We start from the raw sequence: 17,719 nt of genomic DNA on the forward strand, positions 1-17,719 counted from the left end.
ACGCTGGGTTACGTGCAACGCCTCTATGACTTCCTCCGCAGGCACCCGACAGGGGTCGACGTCTTCTGGGCCGTCTTCCTGCTCGGGATCTCGCTCGCGAGCGAAACCACCCGTGGGGAGTCCCGGGGGACCGAGTCCCCCCTGGCGATCGTTCCCATCGTTCTGCTGCTGTGCCTGGTGACAGCGCTGCGCAGACGCATGCCGGAGCGGATGCTGCTGCTGGCCATCGGGCTCGGTGTCGCACAGATCGCGCTGGACGTGGAGACCACGTCCGCCGACTTCGCCTTCCTGGTGATCGTCTACACCGTGGCCGCCACGGGGGCCCGCTGGGCCTCCCGGCTGGCGCTGACGATCGGCCTGTGCGCGGCTCCCGTGGCGCAGCTGCGCTGGTGGAACGACAACACCAGCGCCCTCGGCAACGTCGCCCTCATGATCTTCCAGACCGTGCCCTTCGCCCTCGCCTGGGTCCTCGGCGACTCGATCCGCACCCGCCGCGCCTACTTCGCGCAGCTCGAGGAGCGCAACGCCCGCCTGGAGAAGGAGCGCGAGGCACAGGCCAAGGTCGCCGTCGCCGCCGAGCGCGCCCGGATCGCCCGCGAACTGCACGACGTCGTCGCGCACAACGTGTCCGTCATGGTCGTCCAGGCCGACGGCGCCGCCTATGTCCTCGACGCCGCGCCCGACCAGGCCAAGAAGGCCCTGGAGACCATCTCCTCGACCGGCCGCCAGGCGCTCGCCGAGATGCGCCGCCTGCTGGGCGTACTGCGCACCGGCGAGCACCAGGAGGGCGGTGAGTACGTCCCGCAGCCCGACGTCGAGCAGATCGAGGACCTCGTCGACCAGTGCCGCGGCTCCGGGCTCCCCGTCGACTTCAAGGTCGAGGGCACCCCGCGCCCGCTGCCCAGCGGCGTCGAGCTCACCGCGTACCGCATCGTGCAGGAGGCGCTCACCAACACGCGCAAGCACGGCGGCCCGAACGCGGGCGCGAGCGTGCGCCTGGTCTACTTCGACGACGGTCTCGGCCTGCTCGTCGAGGACGACGGCAAGGGCGCCCCGCACGAGCTGTACGAGGAGGGCGGCGCCGACGGAGCCGGCCACGGCCTGATCGGCATGCGCGAGCGGGTCGGCATGGTCGGCGGCACCCTGGACGCGGGCCCCCGCCCCGGCGGAGGATTCCGCATCAGTGCGCTGCTGCCGCTCAAACCGGCGCATTGACGCCCACGCACGCCCCCTGTTGACACCTGTCACGCCCCCTGGCGACCTGCCGAACGACCCCGAGGAAACGGAAGAGGCCCGATGACGATCCGCGTGATGCTCGTCGACGACCAGGTGCTGCTGCGCACCGGGTTCCGGATGGTGCTCGCAGCCCAGCCGGACATGGAGGTCGTCGCGGAGGCGGGGGACGGTGTGGAGGCCCTCCAGGTGCTGCGCTCGACCGCCGTGGACGTGGTCCTGATGGACGTCCGCATGCCGAAGCTCGACGGTGTGGAGGCCACCCGCCGCATCTGCTCGGAGCCCGACCCGCCGAAGGTGCTGATCCTGACCACCTTCGACCTCGACGAGTACGCCTTCTCCGGGCTGAAGGCGGGTGCCTCCGGCTTCATGCTCAAGGACGTGCCCCCCGGCGAACTGCTCACCGCGATCCGCTCGGTGCACAGCGGTGACGCCGTGGTCGCCCCCTCGACGACCCGGCGCCTGCTCGACCGGTTCGCACCCATGCTGCCCACCACCGGCAAGGAGCCCCAGCACAAGGAACTGGAGCGGCTCACCGGCCGCGAACGCGAGGTCATGGTGCTCGTCGCGCAGGGGCTGTCCAACGGCGAGATCGCGGCCCGGCTGGTGCTGTCCGAGGCGACGGTGAAGACGCATGTCGGCCGCATCCTGACCAAGCTCGGCCTCAGGGACCGGGTACAGGTGGTGGTCCTCGCCTACGAGACGGGGCTGGTGCGCGCGGGAGGGCAGGGCTGAGAGACGGCCGCCGACTCTCTAGCTGCCGACTCGCCGGCCGCCGACTTCCTGGCCGCCGACCTCCCGCAGCCGGGCGACGAAGTCGGCGACCGCCGCCTTCACATCGGCCGCCGTCCACACCAGGGCGGCGGCACGGACGTAGACCTCGGTCATGGACAGGCCCGGGCCCTTCTCGTCCCAGGCGTTCATGAACAGGGCCGTCCCCGTCTCCTCCGACTGCCGGATCGCCGCCTCGGAGAGCTCGTCGACGCCGTACGGCAGCCAGACCTGGAAGTCGAACGTGTGCGGCACCTCGGGGTGGACCCGCGCCCATGGAACCCCGGCCTGCGCGAACCCCTCACGCAGCGCGGCGGCCACCACACGCGCGTGGGTCACGTACTCCGGCAGCCTGGGCAGTTCGTGTTCCAGTCCGGCGAAGGCCGACAGGACGGTCGGGAACTGCTGGAAGACCGCGCCGCCGTACCGGTGCCGCCAGGTCCTCGCCTCGTCGATCAGGGTCTTCGGGCCGGCGAGCGCGGCCCCGCCGAAGGCCTGGAAGGACTTGTAGAACGACACGTAGACGCTGTCCGCGAGGTCCGCGATCTCGGCCAGGGGGCGGTCGAAGTGGACAGTGGTCTCCCACAGGCGTGCCCCGTCGAAATGCACCACCGCGTCCCGCTCCCGCGCCGCCTCCACGACCTCGGTGAGCTCCTCCCAGGTGGGCAGCACGAAACCGGCGTCCCTCAGGGGCAGTTCCAGCAGCAGCGCCCCGAAGGGCTCCTCGAAGCCGCGTATCTCGTCGGCCGTGGGCTGGCGCGGTTCGCTCGTCACAGGGACCGGGCGCAGACCGGAGACCTCCCTGAAGGCGTCGCGCTCGTGCACCTCGGGGTGGGCCAGGGCGTGCAGGGCGACGGTGGGGTTGCCGGTACGGCCCGCCCAGCAGCGCAGCGCCACCTGCTGGGCCATCGTGCCGGTCGGGAAGAAGGCGGCGGCCTCCTTGCCGAGCAGCGTCGCCACCTTCTCCTCCAGGGCCGCGACCACGCCGTTGCCGTAGAGGTCGCCCGGCTCGTCCAGGTCGTAGAGCGTGTGCGCGTCGTCGAGCAGCGCCAGGCGCTCGCGGAGGGGCGCGAGCAGTCCCAGACGCGCCAGCGTGCGCTCCGCGCTCTGGTAGGCGCTGAGGCGCCGCGCGCGGCGGCGCAGGAGCCGTTCCTCCTCCGTGAGTCGCTCCGGCCGGGCCTCGTCCGCCGCCTGCTCCGCGCTCTGCTCCGCTGTGTCAGTCATGCCCGGATCATGTCGTGCGCCCCGGGCGCGGGCACCCGGATTTCCGTACGCCCCGGCCCACACGGAAACCCACAGCCTGTGGACAACCGGACGCCCCTCGGACCGATCGCGTTAACATGACGAGAAATCGTCCGGTACCCAGATGCGGACTGGAACGGGAAGGCCGTCGTCGCGTGAGTACAGCTCAACAGCCAGACAGCAAGGACCGCCCAGCGCGGCTCACCGTCGGCGTCGTCGGCGCCGGCCGGGTGGGGCCGACGCTCGCCGCGTCCCTCCAGCTCGCCGGGCACCGTCCGGTGGCCGTCTCCGGAGTCTCCGACGCCTCCAGGCGCAGGGCCGCGCTCTTGCTCCCGGACGTCCCGATGGTCACCCCCGCGGACGTCCTGCAGCGCGCCGACCTGGTGCTGCTGACCGTCCCCGACGACACCCTGCCCGGTCTCGTCGAGGGCCTCGCCGAGACCGGGGCCGTGCGGCCGGGGCAGCTGCTCGTGCACACCTCCGGGCGCTACGGCGCGAAGGTCCTGGACCCCGCCCGGCGCGCGGGAGCGCTGCCGCTGGCCCTGCACCCGGCGATGACCTTCACGGGCACTCCCGTGGACGTCCAGCGCCTCGCGGGCTGCTCCTTCGGCGTCACCGCCCCCGAGGAACTGAGGCTGGCCGCCGAGGCCCTCGTCATCGAGATGGGCGGCGAGCCCGAGTGGATCGACGAGGAGATGCGCCCGCTGTACCACGCGGCCCTCGCCCTCGGCGCCAACCACCTGGTCACGCTGGTCGCCCAGGCCATGGAGCTGCTGCGCTCGGCCGGCGTCGAGGCCCCCGACCGGATGCTCGGCCCGCTGCTCGGCGCCGCCCTCGACAACGCCCTGCGCTCCGGCGACGCGGCCCTGACCGGACCCGTCGCGCGCGGGGACGCCGGCACGGTTGCCGCGCACGTCACGGAACTGCGCAGGCACGCCCCGCAGACCGTCGCCGGCTATCTGGCGATGGCCCGCGCGACCGCCGACCGGGCGCTCGCCCACGGCCTGCTGAAGCCGGAGCTCGCCGAGGACCTCCTCGGGGTACTCGCCACCGGGACCGACGGCGCCGAGGGAGACGCCCGATGACCACGACCCTGCTGCGTACCGCCGGTGAACTGCACGCACGCACGCGCGTGGGCCGCCGGGCCGTCGTGATGACCATGGGCGCCCTGCACGAGGGCCACGCCACGCTGATCCGCACCGCGCGCGAGATCGCCGGACCGGACGGCGAGGTCGTCGTCACCGTCTTCGTGAACCCCCTCCAGTTCGGTGCGGGCGAGGACCTCGACCGCTATCCGCGCACCCTGGACGCCGACCTCAAGATCGCCGAGGACTCCGGCGCGGACGCCGTCTTCGCGCCCTCCGTGGACGAGGTCTACCCCGGCGGCGAGCCCCAGGTGCGCATCAGCGCGGGCCCGATGGGGGAGCTCCTGGAGGGCGCCGCGCGCCCCGGCCACTTCGACGGCATGCTGACCGTCGTCGCCAAACTGCTCCACCTCACCCGCCCCGACATCGCTCTGTACGGCCAGAAGGACGCCCAGCAGCTCGCCCTGATCCGCCGGATGGTGCGCGACCTGAACTTCGGTGTCGAGATCGTCGGCGTGCCCACCGTGCGCGAGGACGACGGCCTGGCCCTCTCCAGCCGCAACCGCTACCTCGGCCCGACGGAACGGCGTACGGCACTCGCGCTCTCCCGCGCGCTGTTCGCGGGCCGCGACCGGCACGCGGCACAGGAGGCGCTGCGCGCGCGGGCCCGCGAAGTGCCGGCCTCACACGCGCGTGCCGAGGCCCTGAGCGCCCTCGGCGAGTCCCGCGCGGCCGCCGACGCGCACGCGGTCGCGAAGGCCCTGCCCGGAGCCCCCTCGGCCGTCCGCGCGGCAGCCCGACTGATCCTCGACGACGCCGCGCGCCAGGACCCGCCGCTCGCCCTGGACTACCTCGCGCTCGTCGACCCGTCCGACTTCACCGAGATCGAGGACGACTTCACCGGCGAGGCCGTCCTCGCCGTCGCCGCCCGGGTCGGGACGACCCGGCTGATCGACAACATCCCCCTGACCTTCGGAGCCGCCTCGTGACCAGCACAGGCATACGACTGCACGCGCCCGCGCCCGGGTGGTCCATCACCGCGGACGTCGTGGTCGTCGGCTCCGGGGTCGCCGGGCTCACCGCCGCCCTGCGCTGCGAGGCCGAGGGCCTGCGGACCGTCGTCGTCACCAAGGCCCGTCTGGACGACGGCTCCACCCGCTGGGCGCAGGGCGGCATCGCCGCGGCCCTCGGCGAGGGCGACACCCCCGAACAGCACCTGGACGACACGCTGGTCGCGGGCGTGGGCCTGTGCGACGAGGAGGCCGTCCGCATCCTCGTCACCGAGGGACCCGACGCCGTACGCCGCCTGATCGAGACCGGCGCGCACTTCGACGAGTCCGAGGCGGGCGACCTGGAGCTCACCCGCGAGGGCGGCCACCACCGCCGCCGCATCGCGCACGCGGGCGGTGACGCGACCGGCGCCGAGATCTCCCGTGCGCTCGTCGAGGCCGTACGCGCGCGGGGACTGCGCACGGTCGAGAACGCGCTCGTGCTCGACCTGCTGACCGACGCCGACGGCCGTACGGCGGGCGTCACCCTGCACGTCATGGGCGAGGGCCAGCACGACGGCGTGGGGGCCGTGCACGCCCCCGCGGTCGTCCTCGCGACCGGCGGCATGGGCCAGGTGTTCTCCGCGACCACCAACCCGTCCGTGTCCACCGGCGACGGCGTCGCGCTCGCCCTGCGCGCGGGCGCCGAGGTCAGCGACCTGGAGTTCGTGCAGTTCCACCCCACCGTGCTGTTCCTCGGCCCGGACGCCGAGGGCCAGCAGCCGCTCGTCTCCGAGGCCGTGCGCGGCGAGGGCGCCCACCTGGTCGACGCCGACGGCGTGCGCTTCATGGCCGGGCAGCACGAACTGGCCGAGCTGGCGCCCCGCGACATCGTCGCCAAGGGCATCACCCGCCGCATGCAGGAGCGGGACGCCGAGCACATGTTCCTCGACGCCCGGCACTTCGGCGCCGACATGTGGGAGCACCGCTTCCCGACGATCCTCGCCGCCTGCCGCGCCCACGGCATCGACCCGGTCACCGCGCCCATCCCGATCGCGCCGGCCGCCCACTACGCCTCCGGCGGCGTGCGCACCGACTCCCGGGGCCGTACGACCGTCCCGGGCCTGTACGCGTGCGGCGAGGTCGCCTGCACCGGTGTGCACGGGGCGAACCGGCTGGCCTCCAACTCCCTCCTGGAGGGCCTGGTCTACGCCGAGCGCATCTCCGCCGACATCGTGGCGAGCCGGGCAGGCCTCCACGCGCGTGTGCCCGCCCCCGTCGAGCGGACCGAGCGGCCCGCACACCCGCTGCTCGCCCCCGAGGCACGGTTCGCGATCCAGCGGATCATGACCCAGGGCGCGGGCGTGCTGCGCTCCGCCCAGTCCCTCTCCACGGCCGCCGACCAGCTGCAGCGACTGCACGCCGACGCCCGCGACGCCCTCGCCGAGAACGGCAAGACGGCCGAGCCCGGCGTCGACACCTGGGAGGCCACCAACCTCCTGTGCGTGGCCCGGGTCCTGACCGCCGCGGCCCTGCAGCGCGAGGAGACGCGCGGCTGCCACTGGCGCGAGGACAAGCCCGACCGGGACGACACGGCATGGCGCCGCCACATCGTCGTACGGCTGAATCCCGACCGGACCCTCGCCGTGCACACCACCGATACCGCAGACTTCCCCCCGACCCGGCAGCACCCTCAGGAGCAGTGACACCAGTGAGCACCGACGACCTTCCCCTCGCCTCGTCCGGCGGCTGCGGCGACGGCTGTGCCTGCGGCACCGCCGACGGCGGCGACGAGGAGTACCTGGAGTGCGGGCTCGACCCCGCGCTCGCGCAGCTCCTGGCCGACGCCGGGCTCGACCCCGTGGAGGTCGAGGACATCGCCAACGTCGCCATCCAGGAGGACCTCGACCACGGCGTGGACGTGACGACCGTCGCGACCATCCCCGAGGACGCCGTCTCCACCGCCGACTTCGTCGCGCGCGAGGCGGGCGTCGTGGCCGGCCTCAGGGTCGCCGAGGCGGTCGTCTCGGTGGTCTGCGAGGACGAGTTCGAGGTCGAGCGGCACGTCGAGGACGGCGACCGGGTGGAGGCCGGCCAGAAGCTCCTGTCGGTCACCACGCGCACGCGTGACCTCCTCACCGCCGAGCGCAGCGCCCTGAACCTGCTGTGCCGGCTCTCCGGCATCGCGACCGCCACGCGCGCGTGGGCGGACGCCCTGGAGGGCACCAAGGCGCGCGTGCGGGACACCCGCAAGACGACTCCCGGGCTCCGGTCGCTGGAGAAGTTCGCGGTGCGGTGCGGGGGCGGGGTCAACCACCGGATGTCGCTGTCCGACGCGGCGCTGGTCAAGGACAACCACGTGGTCGCCGCCGGTGGCGTGGCGCAGGCCTTCAAGGCCGTCAGGGAAGCCTTCCCGGACCTGCCGATCGAGGTCGAGGTCGACACCCTGCACCAGCTGCGGGAGGTCGTGGACGCGGGCGCCGACCTGATCCTGCTGGACAACTTCACGCCCGGCGAGTGCGGGGAGGCCGTCGCGCTCGTGGACGGGCGGGCCGCGCTGGAGGCCTCCGGACGGCTGACGCTGGCCAACGCGCGCGCGTACGCCGACACCGGTGTCGACTACCTCGCCGTCGGGGCGCTCACCCACTCCTCGCCGATCCTCGACATCGGTCTCGATCTGCGCGAGGCGGAGTAGTCGCGATGCTCCTCACGATCGACGTAGGCAACACGCACACCGTCCTCGGGCTGTTCGACGGCGAGGACATCGTCGAGCACTGGCGGATCTCCACGGACGCGCGCCGGACGGCGGACGAGCTGGCAGTGCTGCTGCAGGGCCTGATGGGCATGCATCCGCTCCTGGGGGACGAACTGGGCGACGGCATCGACGGGATCGCGATCTGCGCGACCGTGCCGTCCGTGCTGCACGAGCTGCGCGAGGTGACGCGGCGCTACTACGGCGACGTGCCGGCCGTGCTGGTCGAGCCGGGGGTCAAGACGGGGGTGCCGATCCTCACCGACAACCCCAAGGAGGTCGGCGCCGACCGGATCATCAACGCGGTGGCGGCCGTCGAGCTGTACGGCGGGCCCGCGATCGTCGTGGACTTCGGTACGGCGACGACGTTCGACGCGGTGTCCGCGCGCGGGGAGTACGTCGGCGGGGTCATCGCCCCCGGCATCGAGATCTCCGTGGAGGCGCTCGGCGTGAAGGGGGCGCAGCTGCGGAAGATCGAGGTGGCCCGGCCGCGCAGCGTGATCGGCAAGAACACGGTCGAGGCGATGCAGTCCGGGATCGTGTACGGGTTCGCCGGACAGGTCGACGGCGTGGTGGGCCGGATGGCCCGGGAGCTGGCGCAGGACCCGGACGACGTGACGGTGATCGCCACGGGCGGGCTCGCGCCGATGGTGCTGGGGGAGTCCTCGGTGATCGACGAGCACGAGCCCTGGCTGACGCTGGTGGGGCTGCGGCTGGTGTACGAGCGCAACGTGTCGCGCATGTGACCGCCCGGCGGCCCGGCTGCCCGGCGGCCCGGCTGCCCGGGGACCCGAGGGCTCGGCGGCCTGGCGGTCCGGCTGTCCGACGGCTCGACCGCTCGGCTGCAACCGCCCGACGGTCCGACCGCCGGCGGCCCCGCGCCTCGGCCGCCGCAGGTCCGGGCGGGTGGCTCCTCACGCCACACCCGTCCGCTATGACGAGTTTGTCTGATTAGCGCGTACTGTCGCCGCATGCCCACGCCATACGGATCCCGCGGCGGCATGGTGTTCGGCGCAGAGGAGCTGCGTGTGCTCCGCCGCGCTCTCGCCCTCGCCCTTCACCCCGCCCCTGCCTCGGCCGAGGACATCAAGGACTGCCACCGCCTCGCCGAGTCCCTCGACGAGGCGGTGAGTGAGGGGGCCCGGCTGCGCGCCTTCCTGGTGGCCGACCTCGCCCGGTACCGCGCCGCACTGCCCGGCACAGCCGCCGGTTACCTCACCCTGCTGGAGGAGGCCCTGGGCGCCGGGTACCGGCCCGACCCCGACGACCTCGCCGCACTCCGGGCGCTGCGCGGCAACCCGGTCGCGGCGGCGCTGCTGATCCGCTGCCAGATGCTGGCCGAACGGGACGTACGAGCCCGTCTCGCGGGCGTCACGGGCGCCCGGCGCGCCCCGGTGGCCCCGGTGGTCCCCGCCTCCCGTACGCGCCTGTTGGCGCTGCCCGGGGGCCGGTCCGCAGGCCCTTCCGGCGACCCTCGCGGGAGCGTCCTGGGCGCTCCGGCGGACCAGGACGCCAAGGAGCCGCAGCGCGCACCGCGCAAGGAGCCGGCCAAGCCGCCGGTGAAGCCCGCGGAGAAACCGGCCCCCGCCGCCCCGAAGCCCTCCCGCCCCATCCCCACCCCGGGTGAGGTCTTCCCGCGCCGCAAGCCGGCCCCGCCCCCGTCGAACCCCCCGCAGCACCTGGCCGCGGGCTGACGCGGCACAGTCCGCACCCCGCCCGAGTTGTCCGTTCGCGCCTGGCTACCCTGGACGCATGGACTATGTCTCCGCGCTCGTGCCCCCGGTCGTCATGGCCGCGTTCTTCATCGGCCTGATCCGGGTGATCGTGAAGACCCAGGGCGGGGCCAACAAGGCCAAGGAGGACGCGGCCGTCGACGCGGCTCTCGCGCGCGCGGAGGCGACCAAGCAGGCCGACTGACCGACCGCGCCCTCGTCGGCGTACGACTCTCCGAGCCACCGCGCTTTCGGAGTCGTGCGCCCTTTTTGTTGCTGTTTGACGTCGAAAGAGCACGTCCGTCACGCCGAAAGCCGGATCTCCCACTATTGTGCTGAGCTGTGCCTCGCCCATTGGGAGAACTCGAAGACGCGGTCATGACGCGGGTGTGGAAGTGGAACCGCCCGGTCACCGTTCGAGAAGTCCTGGAAGACCTTCGGCAGGAACGGTCCATCGCCTACACCACGGTGATGACCGTTTTGGACAATCTCCATCAGAAGGGCTGGGTGCGCCGTGAGGCGGAAGGCCGGGCCTATCGATATGAGGCGGTCTCCACACGGGCCGCCTACGCCGCCGCACTGATGAACGACGCCTGGTCCCAGAGTGACAACCCCGCCGCCGCTCTCGTCGCCTTCTTCGGGATGATGAGCGAGGAACAGCGACTGGCACTCCAGGACGCGGTACGCATGGTCCAGGGACCGTCCGCGGAGAACCCCGGCTCGGCATCGCGGGGCGGCGGGCGATAGCGTCCGCTCATGTCCGCGAACAGCCCCTCCGCCGAGAACCCCGAAGTCACCGCAAAAGCCATCACGGTCCGGCGGGCCCGTACCAGCGATGTCGCCGGCATCCGTGGTCTCCTCGACACCTACGTCCGCGACCGCATCCTGCTCGACAAAGCGACGGTGACGCTTTACGAGGACATCCAGGAGTTCTGGGTCGCCGAGCGCGACGACAACGCCGAGCTGGTCGGCTTCGGCGCCCTGCATGTCATGTGGGAAGACCTCGCGGAAGTGCGCACTCTCGCCGTGAAGCCCGGGCTGAAGGGTGCCGGGGTCGGGCATCAGTTGCTGGAGAAGTTGTTGCAGACGGCCCGCTGGCTCGGTGTTCGCCGCGTTTTCTGTCTCACCTTCGAAGTGGACTTCTTCGGCAAGCACGGCTTCGTCGAGATCGGTGAGACGCCCGTTGACACCGATGTCTACGCGGAGCTGCTGCGTTCCTATGACGAAGGCGTGGCAGAGTTCCTCGGCCTCGAACGAGTGAAACCGAACACCTTGGGCAACAGCCGGATGCTTCTGCATCTGTGATCGCCAAGGATTCCGGCGCTCGGCCCTGCCCAGGTTCCCTATGTCCGAAACGCGCACGTTTCCGGACGAGGAGAGCCCTGTCGGTCTCTCCCGGGGGTTTGTGTTTTTCAGGCAAAAGCGGTTTGCTTTCCGACGTACTGCAGTACTGCATATAACAGGGGACGGCGAAACGGCGGACGCCGCAGACCCCCGGCCCTCAAGTATTGGATGAAAGGAAATCCGGTGGCACAGAAGGTTCAGGTCCTTCTTGTCGATGACATCGACGGCGGCGAGGCGGACGAGACCGTCACGTTCGCGTTGGACGGCAAGACGTACGAGATCGATCTCACGACCGCCAATGCGGACAAGCTTCGTGGCCTTCTCGAGCCCTACGTGAAGGGCGGTCGCCGCACCGGGGGCCGTGCTTCCGGCGGTCGCGGAAAGACGCGGGCCGCTTCCGGTGGCAGCCAGGACACCGCTCAGATCCGTGCCTGGGCGAAGGAGAACGGTTACGAGGTCAATGACCGCGGCCGTGTTCCGGCGAGCATTCGCGAGGCTTACGAGAAGGCCAACGCCTGATCGAAAGGTCACGAAGGCCGGGGCATGCGAAGGCTTATGGCCGGGTTTGCCGCAGCCGCAGCCGGTGGCATTGTGTCGCCACCGTGTTCACGACGCGCACGAGATCGGGGGCGCCCCCACCGCCCCCCAGCGCCGACATCGTCGGCAGCGAGGCCTCGACCTCGCACCCAGGCTCGGGGGGCCGCACCCACACGGCGGCCCCCTGCAGGGCGCCCTGGCGGCCCGGCAGTCGCCGACGGAGGCGATCGGGGTCACCGGACGGCCGGGGCAGGAGTCCGCCCGGTTCCGGGAGCGAGGGCGGGGCGAGGGATACGACCGCGCCGGGCCCCGGACGCACAGGCCGCCCCGACGGCACCTCCCCAGGTCCGCCCACCCCCGGCTCCGGCGGACAGGGTGCCCGCATCACACAGCCCCTGCCGATCGCCCGCAGGTCGAGCGCCAGCGTGCCCCACTCCAGCCAGTCCAGCAGGCCCGGCAGTTCCTCCGCGCTGCCCGCCGCCACCAGGAGCCGCATACGGTCGCCCCGCAGCGCCACCGGAGAGGCCTCGGCGAGATGGCGCAGGGCCGCCCGGCCCGCCTCCGCCGGAACGTCCAGGACGTCGAAGCGCAGCCCCAGGAGCAGTCGTACGGGAGATTCGGGGGCGCTCGCGGGCACCGTGGGCCAGCCCAGTTCGTTCTCGTACCAGCGGCGGACCTGATCGTCGCCGGAGACCGCCGCGTCGAGCGGTCGTCGGGGGAGCGGGACCGCGGTGAGATCCGTGGCCGGAGGGAGGTGGCTGGCGACCATGCCAAGTGCAACCGCCGAAAAGGCACGAGAGTTACGCTGGGTGTACCGGCATGCGCGAAGAGTGGCCGGAAAGGGGGCGCGCGGGGGTGCGGGGTGGCACAAGGTTGTTCGCCCGTAGCGGAGGGACGGGGGGCGTACGGCATGGACTGTCGGTCCGAGCGGGTAAGACATCCCTAGTGGGAGGGGTCGACACGCAGGAAAGGCCGTCTCACGTTCGCCATCGGCGTACTGGCGACTGGGGTAACTGCCTGGCCTGCGGGAACATCGTCTCGCACCATCGGGTTGGAGCAGATGTCGGCGTTCGGGGTCAGGAGGCCAAGGACGGTGTCGGCAGTTGGAATGAGCGGTCCCCGCTTGCGGGACTAAGCTGCGGAAGGACAGGGAGGGGAAGTTCCCCCCACTGCCTGACCGCTCTGAGGAGCGATTAACGATGTTCGAGAGGTTCACCGACCGCGCGCGGCGGGTTGTCGTCCTGGCTCAGGAAGAAGCCCGGATGCTCAACCACAACTACATCGGCACCGAGCACATCCTCCTGGGCCTGATCCACGAGGGTGAGGGTGTCGCCGCCAAGGCCCTTGAGAGCCTCGGGATTTCGCTCGAGGCGGTCCGCCAGCAGGTGGAGGAGATCATCGGGCAGGGGCAGCAGGCCCCGTCCGGGCACATCCCCTTCACCCCCCGTGCCAAGAAGGTCCTGGAGCTGTCGCTCCGCGAGGCCCTTCAGCTGGGCCACAACTACATCGGCACGGAGCACATCCTGCTCGGCCTGATCCGTGAGGGCGAGGGCGTCGCCGCCCAGGTCCTGGTCAAGCTGGGCGCAGATCTCAACCGGGTGCGGCAGCAGGTCATCCAGCTGCTCTCCGGTTACCAGGGCAAGGAGACCGCCACCGCCGGCGGGCCTGCCGAGGGCACCCCCTCGACGTCCCTGGTCCTCGACCAGTTCGGCCGGAACCTCACCCAGGCCGCTCGTGAGTCCAAGCTCGACCCGGTCATCGGGCGCGAGAAGGAGATCGAGCGGGTCATGCAGGTGCTGTCCCGCCGTACCAAGAACAACCCGGTGCTGATCGGTGAGCCCGGCGTCGGCAAGACCGCCGTCGTCGAGGGCCTCGCCCAGGCCATCGTCAAGGGCGAGGTGCCCGAGACGCTGAAGGACAAGCACCTCTACACGCTCGACCTCGGCGCGCTGGTCGCCGGCTCCCGCTACCGCGGTGACTTCGAGGAGCGCCTGAAGAAGGTCCTCAAGGAGATCCGCACCCGCGGCGACATCATCCTGTTCATCGACGAGCTGCACACGCTGGTCGGTGCGGGTGCCGCCGAGGGCGCCATCGACGCGGCTTCGATCCTGAAGCCGATGCTGGCCCGCGGTGAGCTGCAGACCATCGGTGCGACGACGCTGGACGAGTACCGCAAGCACCTGGAGAAGGACGCGGCCCTCGAGCGCCGCTTCCAGCCCATCCAGGTCGCGGAGCCGTCCCTGCCGCACACCATTGAGATCCTCAAGGGTCTGCGCGACCGGTACGAGGCCCACCACCGTGTCTCGATCACGGACGAGGCCCTCGTCCAGGCCGCGACGCTGGCCGACCGGTACATCTCGGACCGCTTCCTGCCGGACAAGGCGATCGACCTGATCGACGAGGCCGGTTCCCGGATGCGCATCCGCCGGATGACCGCGCCGCCGGACCTGCGCGAGTTCGACGAGAAGATCGCGGGCGTGCGCCGCGACAAGGAGTCCGCGATCGACTCGCAGGACTTCGAGAAGGCCGCCTCCCTGCGCGACAAGGAGAAGCAGCTCCTGGCCGCCAAGGCCAAGCGGGAGAAGGAGTGGAAGGCCGGCGACATGGACGTCGTCGCCGAGGTCGACGGCGAGCTGATCGCCGAGGTCCTCGCGACCGCCACCGGCATCCCGGTCTTCAAGCTGACCGAGGAGGAGTCCTCGCGTCTGCTGCGCATGGAGGACGAGCTCCACAAGCGGGTCATCGGCCAGGTCGACGCCGTCAAGGCGCTGTCGAAGGCGATCCGTCGTACGCGTGCGGGCCTCAAGGACCCGAAGCGTCCCGGTGGTTCGTTCATCTTCGCTGGCCCGTCCGGTGTCGGTAAGACCGAGCTGTCCAAGGCCCTCGCGGAGTTCCTCTTCGGTGACGAGGACGCGCTGATCTCCCTCGACATGTCGGAGTTCAGCGAGAAGCACACGGTCTCGCGGCTCTTCGGTTCGCCCCCCGGATACGTGGGCTACGAAGAGGGCGGCCAGCTGACGGAGAAGGTGCGGCGCAAGCCGTTCTCGGTGGTTCTCTTCGACGAGGTCGAGAAGGCCCACCCGGACATCTTCAACTCGCTGCTGCAGATCCTGGAGGACGGTCGCCTGACCGACTCCCAGGGCCGGGTCGTGGACTTCAAGAACACGGTCATCATCATGACGACCAACCTCGGCACCCGGGACATCTCCAAGGGCTTCAACCTGGGCTTCGCGGCCTCGGGCGATAAGAAGACCAACTACGAGCGCATGAAGAACAAGGTCTCGGACGAGCTCAAGCAGCACTTCCGGCCCGAGTTCCTCAACCGCGTCGACGACGTGGTCGTCTTCCCGCAGCTGACCCAGGCCGACATCCTCCAGATCGTCGACCTGATGATCGGCAAGGTGGACGAGCGTCTCCGGGACCGGGACATGGGCATCGAGCTCTCCCAGTCCGCCAAGGAGCTGCTGTCCACGAAGGGTTACGACCAGGTGCTGGGTGCGCGACCGCTGCGTCGCACGATCCAGCGCGAGATCGAGGACACGCTGTCGGAGAAGATCCTCTTCGGCGAGCTGCGTCCCGGTCACATCGTGGTCGTCGACACGGAGGGCGAGGGTGAGACCAAGACCTTCACCTTCCGCGGCGAGGAGAAGTCGGCGCTGCCGGACGTCCCGCCGATCGAGCAGGCGGCCGGCGGTGCCGGACCGAACCTGAGCAAGGAGGCTTAAGCCTCACGGCCGCAGGGCCGACAAGAGGGGCCGGTGCTCTCAGAGCACCGGCCCCTCTTGCGTGCCGTCAGGTCAGGACAACTGGCCGTTGTAGTCCGGAAGTTTGAAGGTCTTCTCGGCGTGGCCGCCTGACAGGTCGGTGGCGCTGTTGCCGATGTTCGCGATGATCGTGTAGCCCTTGTTCTCGATGTCGACGCGCTGGGCGGTCTTGTAGGCGGCGACGTCCTTGAACAGGTCGATGAAGTTGCGGACGTAGAGGCCGCCGACCTGGTAGCCGACGTACTTGAGGTTGTAGTTGGTCGCCGAGGCGATGATGTCGGGGCGGGCGGTCACGAAGAACAGGGAAACGCCGTGCTCCTGGGCGTACTTCGCGGCCTCCAGGACGGGCTTGTTGGCCGGCGAGGGGTAGCTGAAGCCGAAGTCGCTCTCCAGGGTGGTGTTGTCGATGTCGAAGACGATCGCCTGTTTCTCACCGGGCTTGGTGGCCGCGATACGCGTCTTCAGGTAGGGGAGGGCCTGGTTCATGACGGCCTGGCAGTCGGCCTGCCAGGTGGCGTAGTCGACGTCCGCGGCGGCGGCCGTGGCGGTCGTGGGGGCGCTTGCGGTGGCCGTCGCGGCCTCGGCCGGAATGGCCAGGGCGACGAGTGCGGCTGCGGAGACGGTGGTGACGGCTGTGCGGCGCGCCCAGGGGCGTCGGCTTCTCATTTTCGTGGGGGTCCTCTCACGTCCGTATGCCGTTGTCTGGTGCATGTTCGGGGACGAGGGTGGCGCGAGGGGAACCGTAGGGTTACCGGTTGGTAGGGCGCTAGAGGCGTGCGTCACATGGCGAGACTTTTGCATCGGGGTCGCCGGTGACTTGCCGCACAGGCGATTTGTCCATTACTAGTCGGAATAGTGGAAAGATGTGGGGCGGGTTTTAGGGCGATAGAGGTAAAGAGACGGACTTTACGGATGTCCGTTCTCGACCTATTACTACATTCAGTCGTAGTTGGGCTGTTTGGGGGTATTCGGGCTTCGGGGTTACCAAGGGATGCGCCATCCGGCCGCCGTCGTGCGCCGGGTGGTCTCCCTGTCCCCGGCTTCATGAGGTTCCGAATGTTCCAGCGCTTCTCCCGCCGCTCCTCCCGTACGTCCCTGCTCCGCACCCGTGTGGCCGTCATGGCCGCGTCCGTGGGGGCGACGGCCGTGTTGGGCGCCGGCGTTGCCTCGGCCGCGTCCTCCTCGGCGTCCTGGGTCGACCCGGTGAAGAAGTACACGCTCAGCGCGAGCTACGCCCAGGCCGGGAGCATGTGGCAGTCCACCCACAGCGGGCAGGACTTCGCGGTGCCGAGCGGTACGACCGTCGTCGCCGCGCACGGCGGGACCGTGGTCAAGGCGGGTCCGGGCGGTGCCGGTGACGGTCCCGCCTACGGCAACGCCATCGTGATCAAGCACGGCAACCGCACGTACTCGCAGTACGCCCACCTCTCCCGGATCAAGGTCAAGGTCGGCCAGATAGTCAGGACCGGTCAGCGCATCGCCCTGTCCGGCAACACCGGCAACACCAGCGGCCCGCACCTGCACTTCGAGATCCGCACGACCGCGAACTACGGCTCGGCCATCGACCCGGTCGCCTTCCTGCGCGGCAAGGGCGTCAAGGTCTGAGCCTGGCGGCGGGCGGCCGGGGTGCGGTTGGCCGGGTGAGCGGAGGGTTTGCGGGGGTGGGCGTGCGGAGGTTGGGCCGGCACATCCCTGACTCGAGTCCGTCGCCGGGCCACGCAACCCGCTCGGGGCGTCCTGTGCGTGCGGCCTCGGACTGCGGTGACGGCCCGCCGGGGGACTGCGCTCCCGGTCGGCGTCGGCTACCCGGCAGGCATCGACGTCGGGGTGGGTCGGGGGCGAGCCGTTGGGGCTGCCCCCAGGGGGCGGGCCGCAGGTGTCGGCCCATCGCACTGTCCCCGGCCGAACCGCAGGCCGGCCGGTCCGGCCCCTCTCGGAGAGGCCCGCGGGCGGTGGGCTCTTGTGTGGCGTCCGGATCGAACCGCGGAGTCGGCTCGTCGCGTCGCTCGCGGTCGAGCCGTAGGCCCTCCTGGTTTCCCGCGGCTCAGCGGCGGGCATCAGCGCCTCGCCGTTCTCCGGCTGCAACTGTGGGGGTTGGGCTCTTGTGTGGCCTCCGGGGTCGTCGAGGCGCCCTGGTCCGCCGCGGCGACCTCCCCAACCGCGGAGTCGGCTCGTCGCGTCGCCCTCGGTCGAACCGTAGGCCGTCCTGGTTGCCCGCGACTCAGTTGTGGCCCTCGGCCTCGCCCCTCTCGGCTCCAACCGGAGGCGGCAGCCCCTCGCGCCCCTCTCG

Annotated in this window: 17 protein-coding genes; 14 read left to right on the forward strand and 3 right to left on the reverse strand. The window is 71.0% G+C overall.

Annotation, left to right across the window (positions count from 1 at the left end; translation table 11 throughout):
• Positions 1-12 precede the first annotated feature (12 nt).
• Together ACFVYN_RS20130 and ACFVYN_RS20135 are read left to right on the forward strand one after the other, a co-directional pair.
• Positions 13-1,215, forward strand: a complete 1,203-nt coding sequence (locus tag ACFVYN_RS20130; RefSeq protein WP_390000273.1) for a sensor histidine kinase — start codon at positions 13-15, stop codon at positions 1,213-1,215.
• A gap of 81 nt (positions 1,216-1,296) precedes the next feature.
• Positions 1,297-1,968: a response regulator transcription factor gene (locus ACFVYN_RS20135; RefSeq protein ID WP_020122558.1), complete on the forward strand. Its 672-nt coding sequence runs from the start codon at positions 1,297-1,299 to the stop codon at positions 1,966-1,968.
• Positions 1,969-1,986: 18 nt separating this feature from the next.
• Here ACFVYN_RS20135 and ACFVYN_RS20140 read toward each other — a convergent pair whose 3' ends face one another.
• Entirely contained in the window at positions 1,987-3,228 is a 1,242-nt protein-coding gene (locus ACFVYN_RS20140; RefSeq protein ID WP_390000276.1) for a threonine aldolase family protein, read from the reverse strand.
• 173 nt (positions 3,229-3,401) lie between these two features.
• On the opposite strand from ACFVYN_RS20140, the gene ACFVYN_RS20145 reads away from it, so the two are divergent.
• The 10 genes from ACFVYN_RS20145 (at position 3,402) to ACFVYN_RS20190 (ending at position 11,647) form a co-directional block, all read left to right on the forward strand.
• On the forward strand, positions 3,402-4,331 hold the full coding sequence (locus ACFVYN_RS20145; RefSeq protein WP_390000279.1) for a Rossmann-like and DUF2520 domain-containing protein: 930 nt from the start codon (positions 3,402-3,404) through the stop codon (positions 4,329-4,331).
• Positions 4,328-5,320 (forward strand): pantoate--beta-alanine ligase, encoded by a 993-nt coding sequence (gene panC / locus ACFVYN_RS20150; RefSeq protein ID WP_390000282.1) that lies wholly within the window; start codon positions 4,328-4,330, stop codon positions 5,318-5,320. Before ACFVYN_RS20145 ends, panC begins: the two co-directional genes overlap by 4 nt.
• A complete protein-coding gene (locus ACFVYN_RS20155; RefSeq protein WP_390000285.1) occupies positions 5,317-7,026 on the forward strand; it encodes an L-aspartate oxidase in 1,710 nt (569 codons plus the stop codon). Before panC ends, ACFVYN_RS20155 begins: the two co-directional genes overlap by 4 nt.
• Positions 7,027-7,031: 5 nt before the next feature.
• Positions 7,032-8,015 (forward strand): carboxylating nicotinate-nucleotide diphosphorylase, encoded by a 984-nt coding sequence (gene nadC / locus ACFVYN_RS20160; RefSeq protein ID WP_390000288.1) that lies wholly within the window; start codon positions 7,032-7,034, stop codon positions 8,013-8,015.
• A 5-nt stretch (positions 8,016-8,020) separates the two neighbouring features.
• Positions 8,021-8,818 (forward strand): type III pantothenate kinase, encoded by a 798-nt coding sequence (locus ACFVYN_RS20165; protein ID WP_390000291.1) that lies wholly within the window; start codon positions 8,021-8,023, stop codon positions 8,816-8,818.
• Positions 8,819-9,073: 255 nt separating this feature from the next.
• The gene (locus ACFVYN_RS20170) at positions 9,074-9,766 is read left to right on the forward strand and encodes a hypothetical protein (RefSeq protein WP_390000397.1); all 693 of its coding nucleotides are present in this window, start codon (positions 9,074-9,076) and stop codon (positions 9,764-9,766) included.
• Between the two features lie 58 nt (positions 9,767-9,824).
• Positions 9,825-9,989, forward strand: a complete 165-nt coding sequence (locus ACFVYN_RS20175; protein ID WP_390000293.1) for a hypothetical protein — start codon at positions 9,825-9,827, stop codon at positions 9,987-9,989.
• Positions 9,990-10,138: 149 nt separating this feature from the next.
• A complete protein-coding gene (locus ACFVYN_RS20180) occupies positions 10,139-10,531 on the forward strand; it encodes a BlaI/MecI/CopY family transcriptional regulator (RefSeq protein ID WP_390000296.1) in 393 nt (130 codons plus the stop codon).
• A 9-nt stretch (positions 10,532-10,540) separates the two neighbouring features.
• The gene (locus tag ACFVYN_RS20185) at positions 10,541-11,089 is read left to right on the forward strand and encodes an amino-acid N-acetyltransferase (protein ID WP_390000299.1); all 549 of its coding nucleotides are present in this window, start codon (positions 10,541-10,543) and stop codon (positions 11,087-11,089) included.
• A 222-nt stretch (positions 11,090-11,311) separates the two neighbouring features.
• Positions 11,312-11,647 carry an Lsr2 family protein gene (locus ACFVYN_RS20190; protein ID WP_031044473.1) on the forward strand — a complete coding sequence of 112 codons (336 nt, stop codon included), beginning with the start codon at positions 11,312-11,314 and terminating at the stop codon, positions 11,645-11,647.
• Between the two features lie 34 nt (positions 11,648-11,681).
• Here ACFVYN_RS20190 and ACFVYN_RS20195 read toward each other — a convergent pair whose 3' ends face one another.
• Positions 11,682-12,434, reverse strand: coding sequence for an SCO3374 family protein (locus ACFVYN_RS20195; RefSeq protein ID WP_390000302.1), 753 nt, complete (start codon positions 12,432-12,434; stop codon positions 11,682-11,684).
• Positions 12,435-12,864: 430 nt separating this feature from the next.
• Between ACFVYN_RS20195 and ACFVYN_RS20200 the strand changes: the two genes are divergently transcribed.
• Entirely contained in the window at positions 12,865-15,390 is a 2,526-nt protein-coding gene (locus ACFVYN_RS20200) for an ATP-dependent Clp protease ATP-binding subunit (protein WP_352387958.1), read from the forward strand.
• Between the two features lie 72 nt (positions 15,391-15,462).
• Here ACFVYN_RS20200 and ACFVYN_RS20205 read toward each other — a convergent pair whose 3' ends face one another.
• A complete protein-coding gene (locus ACFVYN_RS20205) occupies positions 15,463-16,095 on the reverse strand; it encodes an HAD family acid phosphatase (protein WP_390000307.1) in 633 nt (210 codons plus the stop codon).
• 390 nt (positions 16,096-16,485) lie between these two features.
• Here ACFVYN_RS20205 and ACFVYN_RS20210 point away from each other — a divergent pair, with 390 nt between their 5' ends.
• Positions 16,486-17,034 (forward strand): M23 family metallopeptidase, encoded by a 549-nt coding sequence (locus tag ACFVYN_RS20210; protein ID WP_390000400.1) that lies wholly within the window; start codon positions 16,486-16,488, stop codon positions 17,032-17,034.
• Positions 17,035-17,719 lie beyond the last annotated feature (685 nt).

The sequence above is a fragment of the Streptomyces sp. NPDC058307 genome (assembly GCF_042880295.1).
Taxonomy (GTDB): Bacteria; Actinomycetota; Actinomycetes; order Streptomycetales; family Streptomycetaceae; genus Streptomyces.

Excerpts from the sequence above, each read along its gene's own strand:
- ACFVYN_RS20135 (WP_020122558.1), top strand. The coding sequence starts at position 1,297 with ATGACGATCCGCGTGATGCTCGTCGACGACCAGGTGCTGCTGCGCACC.
- ACFVYN_RS20140 (WP_390000276.1), bottom strand. The coding sequence starts at position 3,228 with ATGACTGACACAGCGGAGCAGAGCGCGGAGCAGGCGGCGGACGAGGCC.
- panC (WP_390000282.1), top strand. The coding sequence starts at position 4,328 with ATGACCACGACCCTGCTGCGTACCGCCGGTGAACTGCACGCACGCACG.
- ACFVYN_RS20165 (WP_390000291.1), top strand. The coding sequence starts at position 8,021 with ATGCTCCTCACGATCGACGTAGGCAACACGCACACCGTCCTCGGGCTG.
- ACFVYN_RS20170 (WP_390000397.1), top strand. The coding sequence starts at position 9,074 with ATGGTGTTCGGCGCAGAGGAGCTGCGTGTGCTCCGCCGCGCTCTCGCC.
- ACFVYN_RS20175 (WP_390000293.1), top strand. The coding sequence starts at position 9,825 with ATGGACTATGTCTCCGCGCTCGTGCCCCCGGTCGTCATGGCCGCGTTC.
- ACFVYN_RS20185 (WP_390000299.1), top strand. The coding sequence starts at position 10,541 with ATGTCCGCGAACAGCCCCTCCGCCGAGAACCCCGAAGTCACCGCAAAA.
- ACFVYN_RS20195 (WP_390000302.1), bottom strand. The coding sequence starts at position 12,434 with ATGGTCGCCAGCCACCTCCCTCCGGCCACGGATCTCACCGCGGTCCCG.
- ACFVYN_RS20200 (WP_352387958.1), top strand. The coding sequence starts at position 12,865 with ATGTTCGAGAGGTTCACCGACCGCGCGCGGCGGGTTGTCGTCCTGGCT.
- ACFVYN_RS20205 (WP_390000307.1), bottom strand. The coding sequence starts at position 16,095 with ATGAGAAGCCGACGCCCCTGGGCGCGCCGCACAGCCGTCACCACCGTC.
- ACFVYN_RS20210 (WP_390000400.1), top strand. The coding sequence starts at position 16,486 with ATGTTCCAGCGCTTCTCCCGCCGCTCCTCCCGTACGTCCCTGCTCCGC.